13 protein-coding genes are annotated in these 16,531 nt (G+C 68.4%); 4 read left to right on the top strand and 9 right to left on the bottom strand.

Annotated features, from left to right (window positions below; translation table 11 throughout):
- Positions 1-247 precede the first annotated feature (247 nt).
- On the top strand, positions 248-1,516 hold the full coding sequence (locus CG51_RS08230; protein WP_051930260.1) for a DUF2254 domain-containing protein: 1,269 nt from the start codon (positions 248-250) through the stop codon (positions 1,514-1,516).
- Positions 1,517-1,714: 198 nt separating this feature from the next.
- Here the strand turns inward: CG51_RS08230 and CG51_RS08225 are convergent, their stop codons facing one another.
- Genes CG51_RS08225 through CG51_RS08205 form a run of 5 tightly spaced genes read right to left on the bottom strand, consistent with a single transcriptional unit; the run spans position 1,715 to position 6,264 of the window.
- Positions 1,715-3,040 (bottom strand): NAD(P)/FAD-dependent oxidoreductase, encoded by a 1,326-nt coding sequence (locus CG51_RS08225; RefSeq protein ID WP_084695103.1) that lies wholly within the window; start codon positions 3,038-3,040, stop codon positions 1,715-1,717.
- A 39-nt stretch (positions 3,041-3,079) separates the two neighbouring features.
- Positions 3,080-3,727, bottom strand: a complete 648-nt coding sequence (locus CG51_RS08220; RefSeq protein WP_084695102.1) for an ABC transporter ATP-binding protein — start codon at positions 3,725-3,727, stop codon at positions 3,080-3,082.
- Positions 3,720-4,451, bottom strand: a complete 732-nt coding sequence (locus CG51_RS08215; RefSeq protein WP_035743850.1) for an ATP-binding cassette domain-containing protein — start codon at positions 4,449-4,451, stop codon at positions 3,720-3,722. Before CG51_RS08215 ends, CG51_RS08220 begins: the two co-directional genes overlap by 8 nt.
- Positions 4,451-5,278: an ABC transporter permease gene (locus CG51_RS08210; RefSeq protein WP_035743848.1), complete on the bottom strand. Its 828-nt coding sequence runs from the start codon at positions 5,276-5,278 to the stop codon at positions 4,451-4,453. The genes CG51_RS08215 and CG51_RS08210 overlap by 1 nt, the downstream gene beginning before the upstream one ends.
- Positions 5,275-6,264 carry an ABC transporter permease gene (locus CG51_RS08205; RefSeq protein ID WP_244901201.1) on the bottom strand — a complete coding sequence of 330 codons (990 nt, stop codon included), beginning with the start codon at positions 6,262-6,264 and terminating at the stop codon, positions 5,275-5,277. The genes CG51_RS08210 and CG51_RS08205 overlap by 4 nt, the downstream gene beginning before the upstream one ends.
- A 668-nt stretch (positions 6,265-6,932) precedes the next feature.
- Between CG51_RS08205 and CG51_RS20910 the strand changes: the two genes are divergently transcribed.
- A complete protein-coding gene (locus CG51_RS20910; protein WP_276861521.1) occupies positions 6,933-7,067 on the top strand; it encodes a hypothetical protein in 135 nt (44 codons plus the stop codon).
- Positions 7,068-7,543: 476 nt separating this feature from the next.
- On the opposite strand, the gene CG51_RS08200 is transcribed toward CG51_RS20910, so the two are convergent.
- Positions 7,544-9,082 carry an ABC transporter substrate-binding protein gene (locus CG51_RS08200; protein ID WP_035743935.1) on the bottom strand — a complete coding sequence of 513 codons (1,539 nt, stop codon included), beginning with the start codon at positions 9,080-9,082 and terminating at the stop codon, positions 7,544-7,546.
- Positions 9,083-9,188: 106 nt separating this feature from the next.
- On the opposite strand from CG51_RS08200, the gene nikR reads away from it, so the two are divergent.
- Together nikR and CG51_RS08190 are read left to right on the top strand one after the other, a co-directional pair.
- The gene (nikR, locus tag CG51_RS08195; RefSeq protein WP_084695101.1) at positions 9,189-9,677 is read left to right on the top strand and encodes a nickel-responsive transcriptional regulator NikR; all 489 of its coding nucleotides are present in this window, start codon (positions 9,189-9,191) and stop codon (positions 9,675-9,677) included.
- 461 nt (positions 9,678-10,138) lie between these two features.
- Complete coding sequence (locus CG51_RS08190; RefSeq protein ID WP_035743844.1) at positions 10,139-11,395, top strand: AGE family epimerase/isomerase; 1,257 nt, start codon at positions 10,139-10,141, stop codon at positions 11,393-11,395.
- A 313-nt stretch (positions 11,396-11,708) separates the two neighbouring features.
- Here CG51_RS08190 and CG51_RS08185 read toward each other — a convergent pair whose 3' ends face one another.
- The 3 genes from CG51_RS08185 to CG51_RS08175 all read right to left on the bottom strand — a co-directional run bounded on the left by CG51_RS08185 (position 11,709) and on the right by CG51_RS08175 (position 16,530).
- The gene (locus CG51_RS08185; RefSeq protein WP_035743842.1) at positions 11,709-14,006 is read right to left on the bottom strand and encodes a penicillin acylase family protein; all 2,298 of its coding nucleotides are present in this window, start codon (positions 14,004-14,006) and stop codon (positions 11,709-11,711) included.
- Between the two features lie 188 nt (positions 14,007-14,194).
- Complete coding sequence (locus CG51_RS08180; RefSeq protein ID WP_051930258.1) at positions 14,195-15,352, bottom strand: M20/M25/M40 family metallo-hydrolase; 1,158 nt, start codon at positions 15,350-15,352, stop codon at positions 14,195-14,197.
- Positions 15,352-16,530 carry a M20 aminoacylase family protein gene (locus CG51_RS08175; RefSeq protein WP_035743839.1) on the bottom strand — a complete coding sequence of 393 codons (1,179 nt, stop codon included), beginning with the start codon at positions 16,528-16,530 and terminating at the stop codon, positions 15,352-15,354. The genes CG51_RS08180 and CG51_RS08175 overlap by 1 nt, the downstream gene beginning before the upstream one ends.
- Between the last annotated feature and the right edge of the window lies 1 nt (position 16,531).

Raw genomic sequence — 16,531 nt, 5'->3', positions numbered from 1 at the left:
GTGAAGTTCGTGCTCGCTCATCATCACCTCACAGGGGAATTCCCTTGGCTCCACGCCCCCAGCGAGTGACATTTCCGGTTTGCTTGAGGATGACATTATCGCGTCCCAGCGACACCGCGCCATGCGCAATAGTTGGTATTATGTAATATATTTCGCGTCGCCGGATCAGGAAAGCGGGTTATCTCCCGGCGGCAATGGACTTCATTCGCAGCCGCGCCACCTTAGCGCCGGAGCATGGATAGGGAATATGATTGACTGGCGGTTGTTTCTCGCGCGGCTGGCGCGGCGTATCTGGTTTCGGGCGGCAGTGTTCAGCATTCTGGCGGTCATGCTGGCAATAGCAGCGAAATACCTGGGACCGCTTCTACCAGATGAACTGGATGCGGATCTGGGACAGGATTCCGTCGGCAATATCCTGCAGATCCTCGCGTCCTCCATGCTGGCGGTGACGACATTTTCGCTGACCGCCGTCGTATCGGCCTATTCCTCCGCGACCAATCTTGCCACGCCACGCTCCACCCAACTGCTGATAGAGGACCAGACCGCGCAGAATGCGCTGTCGACATTCCTTGGCACCTTTCTGTTCTCGCTCGTCGGGATCATCGCCCTTTCGACGGGATTTTACGACGAGAAGGGCCGGATCATCCTGTTCATCGGCACGATCGGCGTCGTCGTCCTGATCGCGGTGACGCTGCTGGGCTGGATCGCCCACATCACCAGCTTCGGGCGGATGTCCGACGTGATCGATCGAGTTGAAACGGCGGCCACGCGGGTCGCGCGCAAACATGCCTACAATCCGTGTCTCGGCGGCGTTCCGGCAGTTCCGGTGCCGGAGGCGGCAAAGCCGATCTTCATCGATCAGACAGGCTCCATCGTCCATGTCAACACGGCGCGGTTGATAGAGCTTGCGGAGGAGAATGATCTGACGCTGCACCTGCCGGTCATCGCGGGCACCTACATCCATCCCCGCCGTCCCGTGCTCTTCGCAGTGGGCAAGCTGGATGACGCCGTGGTCGAAAGCCTCCGACGGCCGTTCACGGTGGAGCGTCACAGGAGTTTCGGCGATGACCCGCGGCTGGGCTTCATCGCGCTGTCGGAAATCGCGAGCCGGGCGCTCTCCTCTGCGGTCAATGATCCGGGCACCGTGATCGAGACCATCAACGCCATCCAACGGGTGTTCGTCATTCTGCTCCAGACCGAAAGGACGGATGAGAAAGGTTCGGAGCGACTGCACGTCGCCTGCCCGTGGGTCAAGGATTTCGTGGAGGACGCCTTCAGGCCCATCCTTCGCGATGCGTCGGAACTGGAGGTATCCATCCGGCTGCAGAAGGCGCTGGCCGCGCTGGCCGCGCTCAGCGATACGGAGGAGGCCGCCGTCTTTCGCCGCGCTGCGGACGAGGCCGCGATCCGGGCGCGAGACGGGTTGCATTATCCCGCCGATCTGACGGCATTCGAGGCCGGGCGCCGGGAAGCCTGGGAACTCCCGGTGGAATATGGCGGTGCGGCGGTGAGATAAGGATTGACGGCGTCGCCTTTCGACACCGGACACGCGTGATGGCGATACGCATTCAGCCTTCCGCATAATGCTTGGCGGTGTAGTGTGGTGGCGATACGCGACAATCGAACGGCGTGGCGCACGATACGCAGTGCCGTCTGCACATGCCCCACACTGTCCCGCATCAACACCGTCACCTACGGGATGAAGGAGGTATGCTCAGCGGGCCTCCTTCTCCCTCGCCTCCCTCTCCTCCTGATCCGGGTTTCCGGCGGTGGTGGTCGTTGCGGTGCCCTGGGTGATGAGACGCGATCCCCGTTGATTTCGGAGGTAGATCCACAGCCAACTCAACGCAACGCTCAGCCGGTTCCTGACCCCGATCAGGAAATAGATATGCGCAAGGCCCCAGATCCACCACGCCAGCGCCCCCTTCAGCTTCCACTTGCCGAAATCGATCACCGCCTGCCGCTTGCCGATCGTGGCGAGGCTGCCTGCATGGTAGTAGGAGAACGGCTTCGGCACCGGTTGCCCCCGAAGGCGGGCGGCGATCACATCGGCGACGTAGCCGCCCTGCTGCTTGGCGGCGGGGGCGATGCCCGGCACGGGCTTGCCGTCAGATGTGACCGCGGCGGTATCGCCGATGACGAATATCTCCGGATGCCCCTCCACCGTCAGGTCCGGGCCGACCTTGGCGCGACCGGCGCGGTCCGTCTCCGCCCCGACCCACTGTCCTGCCGGAGAGGCGCGCACGCCAGCCGCCCAGATGATCGTGTCGGCGGGCAGGCGGGTGTCACCGAAGGTCACGCCCTCCGCGTCGCAGGCGGTCACCGGCTGGCCCAGCACCACCTCCACCCCCAGCTTCTCCAGAGCGCGCATGGTGTAGTCCGACAGCTCCTCCGGGAAGGACGGAAGCACCCGCGGCCCCCCTTCGATCAGCACGATACGGGCGGAGGCGGGATCGAAGCTGCGGAATTCCCCCTCCAGCGTCTTGCGGGCGACCTCTGCCATGGTGCCGGCCAGTTCCACGCCCGTCGGCCCCGCGCCCACCACCACAAAGGTCAGGAGCGCGCGCCTGCGGGCCGGGTCTTCTTCCCGCTCCGCACGCTCGAAGGCCAGCAGGAAGCGTCGTCGGATGGTGGTCGCATCCTCCAGCGTCTTGAGACCGGGCGCATCCTCTTCCCATTCGTCATGGCCGAAATAGGCATGCCGCGCACCGGTGGCGAGGATGAGCGTATCGTAGCCCACGCGGCTGCCGTCATCGAGCATGACTTCCTGCAATCCGGTATCGACGCCCTGCACATCGGCGAGCAGGGTCGTCACCTCGTTCCGCTCGCGGAGCAGGTGACGGATGGGCCAGGCGATCTCCGATGTGGTGAGCGCTGCCGTCGCGACCTGATAGAGCAGCGGCTGAAACAGGTGATGATTGCGCCGGTCGATCAGTGTGATGCGGACCGGAGAGCCTTTGAGGCGGACCACCGCCTGAAGGCCGCCGAAACCGCCGCCGACCACGACCACGTGATGCTTCGCTGTGCTGCCCGTCGTCATGCCATCTCCTTGCTGGTCGAAGGCTTCAGATAGAGCCTTTCAGGAGAAAAGCTGTCGACAGCGACGAAAGTAGTGCGCCACGCCCCCGGTCCTCAGTGTCGCAGGGGGCGAAAGGCAAAGCCGCTCCCCGGCGATCCGGTCGAGGAGCGGGGCGTCGTGGCTGATGGCGAGGATGCCGATCCCGCGTGCGGCGGCGATGGAGAGGAGCGCCCGCCAGATAAGCGCCTGCGCCACCGGGTCGAGCGGCGCGGTGATCTCATCGGCCACCAGATAGGCAGGCTCTGCCGTCAGCGCGCGGAAGAGGGAAACGCGCTGCAACTCCCCTCCCGACAGCTCGTGCGGGAAGCGGTCCGCCCAGTCGGCCCGGATGCCGAGCGCCGCGGCCACGGCGGGATCCGGCCTGCCCGCCTCCGCCACGATCCGGGCGATCCGCCAGCGGGGGTTCATCGCCTGTCCCGGCTCCGGGTGGAGATACTGTACCGCACCCCGCGGCGGCGCGCGCCCGTTCAGCAGCACCTCCCCCCCGGTAGGGGTGTGCAACCCGGCCAGGGCGCGGCCCAGCGTCGTCTTGCCCGTGCCCGAGGGGCCTTCTACGCCCAGCACGCCCCCCGGTGACAGGCGGAGCGACAGGCCGCGGACCACCGGCGCCCGGCCATGGGACAGCGTGAGGGCGCGGGCTTCAAGCATCGCTCAGAAACCCGTTTTCCGGCAGCGCACGCCAGAGCCGTCGGGCGGCGGGCGACAGCCCCTCCCCCGCACCCGCAAAGGCACGCGCCGGCTCCACCCCGGCCAGCACGCCCCCTTCCAGCACCGCGACCCTGTCCGCGCGGGCAAGGGCAGCAGAGAGATCATGCGTGATGAGCAGCACGCCCGCGCCCCGGTCCGCCTCCGCGCGGAGGCGGTCGAGAATGACATTCCGGTGGTGCGGATCGAGCCCCGCCGTTGGCTCGTCCGCCACGATCAGCCCGGCCTCCTGCGCGAGGGCTGCGGCCAGCATCACGCGGCGGGCCATCCCGGTGGAAAGCGCGTGCGGGCGAAGCCGCGCCACCCCTGCCGCGAGGCCCACCCCCGCCAGCGCGGGGACAACCGCTCGCCGCCGTCCGGCGCGATCCGCAGCGCGCCCGATCTGCCGACCGGCAGAGGCGAGCGGGTCGAGATGCGCGGTGCTCTGCGGCAATAGCGTCGCCCGCCCGGCGACGCGCACGCTCCCCCGCAGAACCGCATTGGCGGGAAGAAGATCAAGGATGGCATGGGCAAGGATGCTCTTGCCGGCGCCGGAGGAGCCTATGACCGCCAGCACCTCCCCCGGGGAAAGGCGGAAGCTCACCCCCGTCAGACAGGCCTTCTCCACCTGCCGGAACAGCCCGCTGTAGCGCCGGAATGTCACCGAAAGGTCCGCCACCTCCAGCATCAATTCCGCCCCTCCTTCGGGTTCGCCAGCCGCTCTGCCGCGGAGCCGAGCGCGTCGAAGGCCAGCACCATGGCAAGCAGCGCGAGCCCGGGGAACACGCCCAGCCACCAGCGCCCCGCCGAGAGATGCCGCATCGCCTCTGCCAGCATGACGCCGATGGCGGGCCGCGACGGTTCCAGCCCGAAGCCGAGGAACGTCAGACCCGCTTCGTGCAGGATGGCATGGGGGAACATCAACAGGAACCCCACCAGCATCTGGGGGACGAGATGCGGGAGAATATGGTGGCGAAGGATGAACAGGCGGGAGCGCCCGAATCCGCGCGATGCCTCCACATAGGGGGCGGCCTGAAGCTGGAGCAACTCCGCTCGCAGAATACGCGCGAGCCGGGGCCAGTGCGACAGCGCCACCGCCCAGATGACCGCGCCCGTGCCGCCGCCGAAGGCGAATGACAGCAGCACCAGCAACAGAAGATGCGGCAGCGCGAGCATGACATCGGTCACGAACCCCGCCGCCCTGTCCGGCCAACGACCAAGGGCGGCTGCACCGGCCATCAGCGCGGCGATCACCACGGACATGCCCGCCGCCAGCAGCCCGATCCGCAGGCTGAGCACCAGACCGCTGACCACCCGCCCCAGCATGTCCCGCCCCATCGCATCCGTGCCGAACGGATGCGTGAGAGAGGGGGGCAGGTTCCGCTGTCCGAAATCCGCCGCCAGCCCGCCCTGACCGGGCAACAGCGATGCCACCACCAGCCCGAACAGAAGCAGCGCCACGCAGAGCCCGGTCACCGCTGCCCTCCCCCGCCCCGTGATCACACCGGCAGTCATGGGGCACCCCGGTGGATCCGCGGGTCCACCAGCCGGTAGAGCAGGTCGGCGGCCGTATTGGCGCTTGCCACCACGGCGGCGGTGACCAGCGTGATGGCGAGCAGCAGGGCCACATCGCCCTGCAGGCCCGCCTGCACCGTCGCCCGCCCCAACCCCGGCCAGGCAAACACCTGCTCCGCCAGAATGGAGCCGCCGAAAATCTCTCCGGTGGAGGCGAAAAGGATGGTGATCGCGGGCAGCGCCGCATTGGGGGCGCCATGCCGCAGGAGGATGTCCCACCGCCCCGCCCCCTGCGCGCGGGCGAGCAGAACGTGATCGCTCGCCAGCACCTCCACCAGCTTCGCCCGGACATGCAGCGCCACCTGCGCCACGCCGAAGAGCGTCAGCACGGCAAGCGGCAGGATCAGATGGGCAAGGCGCATGGCGAGTGTCACCTCCTCTGCCGGGACGCCGATCGGCCCGGCACAGCACACCGGCGTCCAGCGGAGCGCGACGGAAAACAACAGGAGCAGCAGCATGCCCAGCCAGAAGGTGGGCGTTGCGGCGAGCAGGTAGCAATACCCCTTGATCAGCCTGTCCGGCCAGCGCCCGCGCCAGCCCGCCGCCACCAGCGCCAATCCGAAGCCCAGAAGCCCCGACAGCAGCCATGCCCCTCCCGCCAGCAATGCCGAGGGGCCGAGCCTCGCGCGCAGCACCTCGGCCACCGGCGCGTTGAAGCTCGTGCTGAAGCCCCAGTCTCCGGCGATCAGGTTCCGCGCCCAGTGGAGGAACTGATCCGCTGCCGGTCTGTCCAGCCCCCAGCGGGCGGCTATCTCCGCCTTCCTCTCTGGCCCCAGATGGGCGATGGCCGGGCCGAGATAGGCATCCACCGGATCGACGGGCGATGTCTTCATCAGCAGAAACGCGGCCAGGGCCACGGTCAGCAGCACCGCAGGCAGCCGCAGAACCGGCCAGAGGAGACCGCGAGGGAGACCGCGCGCCCTCACGCCGTTGCCCACGGAGCCCGGACGCCTTCCGGCGCGGCCTCTGCCCCGGATGGCGCCCGCTCCTTCGCCGCCCTGAGCCGGCCGGAAGCAGCGGCGGGATTGCCGCCTGACTCGGCCCGGGCAGACAATCGGACAGGCGCTCGGGCAGGCAGGCAGGCGCGCACGCGGGCGATCACGCGGGCGGTCAGCAGACCACGAAGCGGCAGCGGCTCCGCAGGACCGCCACCGACGGGAACGGCGACGCGAGGGGCGCATCCAACCCTCCATCGTCGCGCCAACCTTGCGGGGGACGCAGTGAGCAGGCCATCACCGCAAGACGCGATGTCATGGCGGTCCGGACCGGGCGGCAGCAACAGGCGGAAGGCAGCGCCGCGCGCCGCAACCCTGCCGGACGCCATACCACGGGGTGTCCGCTTACGGGGTGCCGGTGGGGCTGCCAGAATCCTCGCTGACAGACCACGGGGAACCAGACCGCGGATCAGACCACGGAGGAACGGACTACCGAGGACTGGACTACGGACGCCCAGACTGCGGACGCCCGGACGGCGGGGCGCCCGAACACTGAACCCCTTTCCATAGAACTCCCGTCCATAGAACGGCTGAACACAGGACACCTGTCCACGGGACGCCACATCGCGGAACGCGGGACGGGGGCGATCGGAGCCGCTATGGCGCAGGATCGGGCGGAAGGTGGCCTCGCTGAGCAGGGTCGGAGAACGAGCCGCCCGGCGGCAGGGGGTCGCGCCACGTCCGGCGCGCTGGGTCCGGCGAAGATCGGCGGCGCTGCCGAAGGCGCGCCCTGAAAGGTCGCGATGGCGACACCCGATGCCGGCCTCAGGCGCGTGAGAGGGGATCTCCGAGCGCCCGTCCTGACGGCTCTCCGATCCGGCAACCCTGCAGTTGTGCGTGCGGGAGCGGGTCCCCCCCCCGGCAACCCTGCGGGAAAGCGGTCGCAGCCCGCTGCCATGGCGGCGCAGGAAGGCGCGGGCCTCCGGCTCACCGCCCGTTCCGGCCGGGCGAGCGGAGGGTCCATGCGCGGACCTTCGGTCGTCCGCTGCGCCACCCTTCGCCGGGCCGCACGATGAGGTTTCGCATCCCGCCTCGCGGCCCAGGGTGTGGATCGCCTCCCAGCCGATCCACGATGGCCCGTACGCGGAAGGGCGGGTCCGTCGCCCCCGGCGTATGGGTCGCGGCGCGAGGCCCCTGGAGTTGCTCGCCCCGGCAGAGTTCCGGCCCAGCTCACGCTCACGCTCACGCTCACGGAGATACCTGCCTCCGATCATTCGCAGGTCCAGCGCCATTCGGAGATCCCTGCGGTGATCGGCCAGCCGTGGCCGTGCGGTTCCACCTGCAAAGGGCCGAGGTCGAGGCAATCATCGACGAGATAGACATGATCGAGGTTGACCAGCCACGCCCACGCATTGTCGCTCGCCGTGCCGTAATGCTGCGCGGCCTCCGCCCAGAGCGGATAGGACGCCTCAAGGCTCTCCGCCGCCTGCGCCCGATCGAACAGGGCCTCCACCTCCGGGTTGGCGTAGAAGGTCGGGTTCAGATACTCCACCCCCCGCAACCGCTGGGAATAGAGCGCGTAGACCTGATAGGGCGAATGGCTACCGAAGCCGAAGACCACCGGCTCTGCATGCATCACACGGCCAATGCTCTGCCAGCTTCCCCCCTTCGCCACCGCCGCGATCCCAAGGGGGCGGAGAAGTTCGGCCACCGTCTCCGCCAGCGCCTGCCGTGTCGCATCGCCCGCGGGATAGTTGATGGTGAACGCCGCGCGCGTCCCGCCCCTGACACGGACCCCGTCGGGGCCGGGAAGCCAACCCGCCTGATCTAGCGTGGCCCGCGCAGCTTCCCCGTCAGGGGCGATGGTGGCATCACCCCCCCACGGCAGGCCGTCGGCGGGGCCGAAGGCGGGTGTGCCATACCCCTCCAGCGCCACATCCACGATCAACGCGCGGTCAAGCCACAGGTTGATCGCCCGACGGATCGCCGGGTCTGAGGTGACCGGATTGCCGACCTGCCGCGCCCCCTCCTCATGCGGGGGGGTGAAGGGCAGGCTGATGCCCCGATTGTCCACCGTGCGCGCGGAAACGGCGTGGAAGCCAGAAGGAACCGCCTCGGCAAGCTGCGGGGGTACGGCCACCATCTGAGCGGCACCTGCCCTTGCCGCCGCCAATCCGCTGTCCGCCCCGGTGAACAGGAAGGTGATCTGCCGGAAGGCGGGTTTCTTGCCGTAATAGTCGTCGTTCCGGGCGACGATGAGCTGTCCGCCTTCCGACCATGACACGAAGCGGTATGGGCCTGAACCGACGGGAGCGCGCCCGTAGCCCGGCCCATAGCCCGCCTCCGACACGATACCGAGGCTGTAGAACGCCTCTGCGAACGTGATCCACGGGCGGGAGAGGGTGATGCGCAGCGTCCGGTCATCCACCGCCTCCGCCCCCTCCATCACGGAGAGGTCGAGCGGGCCGGCCGCCTCTCGCGCGGTGCGGAAGGTGAAGGCCACGTCCTGCGCGCGGACGGGGCGCCCGTCGCTGAACCGCGCATCGGGGCGAATGGTGATCGTCCAGACACGGCGATCCTCCGAAAGCCGCCATTCGGTCGCGAGATCGGGCAGCGTCTCCAGCACCGGGCCGCGCTTGAGCAGGGTGGATTGGAAAAGCGGATTGCCATAGCTGCCCCAGCCCGCCATCGGATCGAAACCCGTCTCCGGCTCTCCCCCGATGGCCAGCACCAGATCCTCTCGCGCCGATACCATACCTGCGGAAAGAACGAAGGCCGCCGAAAGGGCGAGGATCAGTTTCTGACGCATGGCCGCCCTGCGTATGATGTTTTCAGGAAAAATGCCTACCGCAAGCGGCGTGGAACCGGCAAGAGGCATCCGATACACTGTGCGGAAGAGTGGCACGGAGGGCCGGATGCAACGGGTGACGATGACGATCGATGCGGAGCAGCTTGCCACGCTCGACGCTTATGCCAGCGCACGCGGCTATGCCAGCCGGTCGGAGGCGATGCGTGACATCCTGCGGGAGGTGGAGGCGCGGCAGGTAGCCGAGGAGGCGGAGGGCAACTGCTTTGCCACGCTGACCTATGTCTATGAACACGAGACGCGGGAACTCGCCCGGCGGCTCACCGCGGCGCAGCACGACCATCACGACCTTTCCGTTGCGGCGCTGCATGTCCACGTGGACCATGACGACTGTCTGGAAGTCGTGGTGCTGAAAGGCGCGACGGCGGAAGTGCGCGCCTTTGCCGATGCGGTGACGACCCAGCGCGGCGTGAGGGCGGGAAGCCTGCATGTGATCCCCGCCGCCCGGCATGCCGGCCCCCACGCGACGGTGTCCCCGCGCGGAACATCCGCCGGGCATACATATCCGGCAACCGCGAAAGACGGCGAAGAGTTGTAAAACCACCTCTGCGGCGGAGGCTGGGCAAGGGCATTCGGGGAAGAGGCACGCACGGATGCACAGAGGCTGCGCGAGCCCGTTCCAAACGCCTTGACCGCCCAACGCGGTAGCCCATCAAAACCCCTTGTCGCGTTAACAGGCTGCTGAAAAATCCCGAAATGTCATGCCTATGCGCGGGAAACCGGAGGATCGGCCCCAGAATGCCCCAAGGCAGGGATATAGCGTCGGATCGCGAATGATTTCCGCTCAAGCGCAGGACAAGAAGTCTTGTCAGGCAGGCGAATAACGCTCCGCCATGATCCCGCGAAGAGACCCCTGCGCGCCACGACGTCAGTGCAGCGTGCCTGAGAGGAAGGCCCGCGCCGCCCACCCGGCGACCGGGGCCGCAGCGAATTCGAAACTGGGCGGCCCGCTCGCGGTGGCTATACTGCGCCCGAACCCGCGCTTGGAGGGCGCATCAGATGTCCCCATCCCCGACCCCGCCCGACTGGCTGGACCGCCTGCCCCATCGCCGCTGGCTGGAGCGGGAGGCCCAACGCCTGCTGGATTTCTCCAAGCCTTCGCGCGTGGGCGACGGCTTCGTCGCGCTGGACAATGCGGGCCGCGTGCCTTGCGGCGCGGTGGCTGACACGATCATCACCGCACGGATGACGCACTCCTACGCGCTGGCGGCGCTGCAGGGCCTGCCGGGGGCGGAGACGCTGGTGGCGCATGGTGTGGCGGCGCTCAGCGGCCCGCTTCGGGACAAGCGCAACGGGGGTTGGTGGGCCACGGCGGCGGGCGGCGGGCGCAAGCTCGCCTATCTCCACGCCTTCGTGGCGCTCGGGGCAAGCTCCGCCGTCGCGGCTGGAGCGGCAGGCGCAGAGGCACTGCTCGCAGAGGCTGCCGAGGTGCTGGAAACCCGCTTCTGGTCGGAGGAGGAGGGCGCACTGCGTGAGAGCTTCGACCCTGACTGGGGCGGAGAGGAGGACTATCGCGGTGCCAACAGCAACATGCACGGGGTGGAGGCGATGCTCGCGCTGGCCGATATCTCCGGCCAGCCGCTTTGGCGCGAACGTGCGCTCCGCGTGGCGGCGCGTCTCATCCACGGTGCGGCCCGCGCCAACGGCTACCGCCTGCCCGAGCATTACGGGCGCGACTGGGCGCCGCTCCGCGACTACAACCGGGACCGCCCGTGGGATGACCTCCGCCCCTTCGGCACCACGCCGGGGCATGCGATGGAATGGGCACATCTGCTGCTGAAACTGGAGGCGGCGCTGATCCGGCAGGGCGCCGCGGTGCCGGAGTGGCTTCTGGACGATGCCGTCGCCCTGTTCGACACCGGCATGGCGGACGGCTGGGGTGCCGATGGCCTGCCCGGACTGGTCTATACGCTGGACTGGGAGGGCCGTCCCTCCATCGCCAACCGCGCGCACTGGGTGCAGGCGGAGGCCGTGGTTGCGGCGGCGGCCCTGCACCGCAGAACGGGCGCGCCGCGGTTCGAGGCGTGGTACCGGCGGCTCTGGGACTACATCGACCTCACCCTGATCGACCGGCAGGCGGGCGGCTGGCTGCACGAGGTGGATGCGGCGGGAAGGCCGACGGAGCGGATCTATCGCGGCAAGGCCGACCTCTATCATGCCTTGCAGGCATTGCTGGCCCCCGTTCTGCCCCCTGCACCCTGCTACGCGGCTGCGCTTGCGGAACTGCCTCCGCCCCGCGATCCGTTTCGACCGTAGCCCGCCCACAGCGGGCAGCGGGCAGCGGGCAGCGGGCAGCGGGCAGCGGGCAGCGGGCAGCGAATGAAACCCGCTGCGTGGACGGTGTGCAACAGGGTTTCCACCCGCTCGAAATCCGCAAAGGCTGCTCAAAAACCTTTCAGGTCCGCGCCGGAGGGGTACCAGACGGAAACCGGCCAGACGTCCGCGCAATCGGGATCATTCCCGGGGGCAGATCCCGATTTCCCGAGCATGAGACTGCCGAAGTTTTTCGGCAGCCTGCCACAGATGACCCTCTCCTTCGGAGCACCGGGCCGCGAGGGTCATCTCGCCCTCATGGGCGGAGGACGATGCGCGCCTCCGTCTCCGCCGCGATGGCCTGCGGGCTATAAAGCAGTGGGTGATAGCGGCCCGTGTGCCAGTCCGCCTGAAGGTCGCCGTAATGCGCGGTTCCCGGCACGCCGGACTGGCCGGGTGTATTGACGAAACGGCTTTCGTCCCAGTGGCCCACGTCGATCAGCATCCGCACGGAGGGGCCGGTCGTCACTTCCAGATCGCCCGCGCGATAGGCGGCGTAGTTCGGGCTGGCGTTGGACCCGCCGAGCGGCAGCGGCGCGAAGGACCAGCCCTCCGGCGCCAGCCGGTGCAGCGGATGGCGGAGCGTCAGGCGATGGATGTCTCCCCAACGCCAGCGCGCAGGATCCTCCCCCATCAGCGCGGCGCAATCGTCCCATGCGCGTTCGAGGCTCGCCCCCACGGCGTCGGGAAGCGGACGCACCTCCTCGAGCCAGCGTACGAGGCTCGGCGTGTCGTAAGGGGCGAGAAGCGGCAGCACCGCCTCCGTCGCGCCCTCCTCCCGTGCGATGGCGGGGCCGAGATGGCGGGAGAGCCAAAGCTCCACCAGCGCGGCGGCTCCGCTCCCGGCGCGCAGATCGCCACCGAAGCCATCGAGCAATGCCGTCACGCGGGCGGACAACCCCGCCCGCTGCGCCACTCGCAGCGCGCGCACGGCCTGCAGGGCAGAGAGCGCCATCGTGTCGGTCTGCATCGCTGCGCAATCGTCGAGCGTCACGCGGTCGTTCTCCGCCAGCACACCGTTCAGCCGATCGTGGCGCGAACTGTCCAGCCATTCGTATCCCGGCCACACCCCCTGCCAGTCCTTCGGAACGTTCATGGCGTTGGCCGTCGCGATGAAGCCGCGGGGGGGATTGACCTCGACCGGGCCGTCGTCGGGGCTGGCAAGGCCCCGCCATTCGTGGCTTCCATCGCCCGGCACCGGCAGAAGCCCCTCCCACCCGTCGCGGACCGGCGCGGCACCGGAGGGTTTCCACACGATGTCGCCCTGCGTATCCGCGTAGATATGGTTCACCGAGGGGCAGCCCCAGCCCCGGAGCGCGGCCACGTAGTCCCGATGCGAGCGGGCGCGCATCACCGCAAGGCTCGCCATATAGGGGGCCGTTCCCGGCTCCGTCCAGACGGTGCGGAGCGCATAGGCCCGGCTGCCGTCGGCGTGCAGCACGGGACCGTGGCGGGTGAAATGCAGCGTGACCTTCTGCGGATCATGGCCGCGGACGGGGATGTCCTCCTCCACGCAGCGCATCCGCTCCCACCCGTCGCCGTAGCGATAGAGCAGCGGGTCGTCGGGATGCAGGTCAACGACGCAGAGGTCTTCCTGATCGTGGCCATAGATGGTCAGACCGAAGGCAGCGGTGCCGTTGTGGCCCATGGAAATGCCGGGCACCATCGCCTCGCCCGCGCCGATCACGTCGAAGCCCGGCATGGTCAGATGCACGATGTAGCGCACGGAGGGCAGCGTATGCGTGCGGTGCGGATCGAGGCATAGGATCGGCCGCCCCGTCGCCGTCCGCGCCCCGGAAATCGCCCAGTTGTTGGAACCTTCGGCGGATGCGATACGGTCGATCTCGCCGAGCGGGGTCGGCTGGGTCCAGAGCGGCGCCTCCGCCAGCGTGGCGGCGAGCCGCTCGGGCGAGAAGCTGACGGGGCTGACCCCCAGCAGGAAATCGCGGATCACCCGGGCGGAGATGAGCGATAGGTCCACCGCCGGCTCCGGCACCACCCGCGGCTCCAGTTCCTTGCGCAGCAGGTCGAGCCAGGCGCCCTTCTCCACCCCCGCCAGCGCCATCACCCGCGCGCGCAACACCTCGGACGTCGCGTTGCGGGTCAGCGAGTGGCTGCGCACCCGGACGACATCCTCGGCCGTCCAGCGGGAGGGAATATTGCCCAGAAGCGCGAATTCCGGCGGCAGCGGCAGATCGCCCGCCAGCACGCCATCCACGTAGATGTTGATGCCCGCCGCGAAGGCCATGCAGATGGCCTCTGCGTCAGGGCTGTAGGCCGCCCATTCCGCCGCCATGTCACCCCGGTAGAGCAGCAGACGGGAGGCGCGGTCCTGCTCCAGATAGCCTGGGCCGAAATCCCCCGCCAGCAGGCCGAGCCCGCGCTTGCGCGCAAGGTCGATCTGCCACAGCCGGTCACGCGCGGCGTTCCAGCCCTGCGCGAAGAACAGATCGTCCTGCGTTCCGGCCCGGATATGGGCGATACCCCAGCGGTCGATGCGGATCTCGACCTCTCCGGTCAGGCCGGAGAGGCGATGGGTGGTGTCTTCTGGCATGGGTCACACGGCGGATGGGGGGAAACGGCGCGCCCCGGAAGGGGCGCTGCGAGCAGGTCGTTGAACAAGACCTTCAGCTCCGCGTTGGAGCGGGGATCCTTCGCAAGCTGAGGAAGTTCAGCCGGGAAACCACACATTTCGGGTCATTCCCGGCTGCCTTCTGAACTCGTTCAGCAGCCCGCGCTGACTCAGGCGAGTTCGAGGAACAGACCGGCATGGAACTGCGCCCGCTCCACGAGGCTGTCCTCAAGGATGTGTTCGTTCAGCGTGTGCAGCCCCGCCCCCCGGACCCCGGTGGAATCGATCGTCGGGATCCCCAGCGCGCCGGTGAAGTTGCCGTCCGACCCGCCGCCCGAGGGTTCATGCGTCAGCTCGAAGCCGATGCGCCCGGCAATGCCCTTCGCCACGTCGAACAGCGCCATGTCCTGCGGCTGGCCGGGCTTCCAGACAGGCCGCGTCACGCCACGGGTGACGACGAACTCCACATCGTTGACGCTGGTGGAAAGCCCCAGCATCTTCGCCACGCCGGCTTCCAGATCCGCGTCCGTCTTGGCCATGGAGAGCGCCTCTGCGAAGCAGGTGGAGGAAACGCAGTTCACCCACTGTCCCGCATGGATGACACCGACGGAGAAGGTGCAGTCCTCCGTCGTCATCGCTTCCACCTCCAGAAGCTTCCGCGCCATCAGCGCGATGGCCGACCGGCCGTCCTTCAGCGCCCAGCCCGCATGTGAGGGCACGCCCCGCGTCTCCAGGTTGAACCGCGCGATGGCATAGCGACCGATGACGCAGCCGTTGTCCCTGTGCGCAGGTTCCGGCACGATGACGTATTTGTTCATCAGCGCCTCCTGTTCGATCAGGTCGCGCGTGGCGGGGGTGCCGATTTCCTCATCCGGCGTCAGCAGGAAGGTCACGGGGAGGCGCGTGTGCATCCCCGCGCGCATGATCTGGCGCATGGCCTCCAGCGCCACGAAATTGCCGCCCTTCATGTCCTGGATGCCGGGGCCGTAGATGCGCCCCTCCTCCCGCCGCCAGGGGTTCTGCGCGAGCGTCCCCACGGGATGAACCGTGTCCAGATGCCCGGACACGAGGATACCGGGCTTTCCCTGATCCGCATGGGGGAACCTGGCGCGGAGCGAGGGGCCGCACCCCATCCGCCCCGGGATCACCTCAAGGCTGGCACCTGCGGCGGCGGCGTCATAGGCAACCACATCGACCATGCGCGCCACGGCCTCCGCGTCGAAGGTCGGGCTTTCGGTCTCGATCCACGGGCGCAGGCGGCGGATCATGTCCTCGCTGTCGAAGGCGAGGTCGAGGAACGAGGCGGGTTTCGTGCGGTCCAGGGCCATCACGCGGCCTCTTTGGTCAGCGGCATCCGCCGCTCGACGATTTTCGCGTAGATGGAGGAGCCGATGGGCAGCGTCGCCGGGTCCAGCACGAAGCCCGGGTTGTGCAGCGGCTGCTCCCCCCCGTGCATCACGTTGATATAGGCACCGGGCACCTGACCCAGCATGTCGGCGAAATCCTCGCTCCCCATGACCATCGGCCCGTCGTCCGAGACATTCTCCGCACCAAGCACCTCCGCCGCCGCGGCAACGTAGTCGTCCGCCAGCTCGGGCTCGTTCACCAGCACGTCGAACACGTTGCGCATGTCGAGCCGGATCTCGATCCCGTGGGCGGCGGCAAGGCCCGCGCAGAGCTCTCCCATCCGCGTCTCCACGAGTGTGATCACGTCGCGGTCGAAGTAGCGCACCGTTCCGGTGATCGTCGCGGTCTCCGGCACGATGTTGTAGGCCGACCCGGTGTGGAACTGGGTGCAGGACAGGACGCAGGGCTGCACCGGGTTCACGTTCCGCGACACGATCGTCTGGAGCAGGCCCACAAGCTCCGCCCCGATCACCAGGACGTCGCGGGAGTTGTGGGGCTGCGCGGCGTGGCTGCCCTTGCCGGTCAGCGTGATGTCGAAGAAGGACGCGCCCGCCATCATCGCGCCCTTGCGGATGCGCGCACGGCCGAGCTTCGACATCGGCTGGTTGTGCATTCCGTAGATCTCGTCGCACGGGAAGCGCTCGAACAGCCCCTCCGCCAGCATCCGCCGCGCCCCGCCCAGACCTTCCTCCGCCGGTTGGAAGATCATCACCGCCGTGCCGTCGAAATCCCGCGTCGCGGCAAGGTATTGCGCGGCACCGAGCAGCATCGTGGTGTGCCCGTCGTGGCCGCAGGCGTGCATCTTGCCCGCATGAGCAGAGGCATAACCGAGGCCCGTCGTCTCGGTGATCGGCAGCGCGTCCATGTCGGCGCGCAGCCCGATGCGGCGGTTGCCCTGCCCCTTGCCGCGCAGGATGCCGACGACGCCCGTCGTGCCGACGCCGGCATGAACCTCGTCGAAACCCCAGTCGGTCAGGCATTTCTCCACGATGGCGGCGGTCCGGTTCTCCTCGAAGCCGATTTCCGGGTTGGTATGCAGATCCTCGAAGATCTTGCGCATCTCCGGGGCCTTGTCCTCGATGAACTTGATGAGTGCCATG

Source organism: Haematobacter missouriensis (genome assembly GCF_000740775.1).
GTDB classification, from domain to species: Bacteria; Pseudomonadota; Alphaproteobacteria; order Rhodobacterales; family Rhodobacteraceae; genus Haematobacter; species Haematobacter missouriensis.
This window is presented reverse-complemented; position numbering and strand designations above follow the sequence as displayed.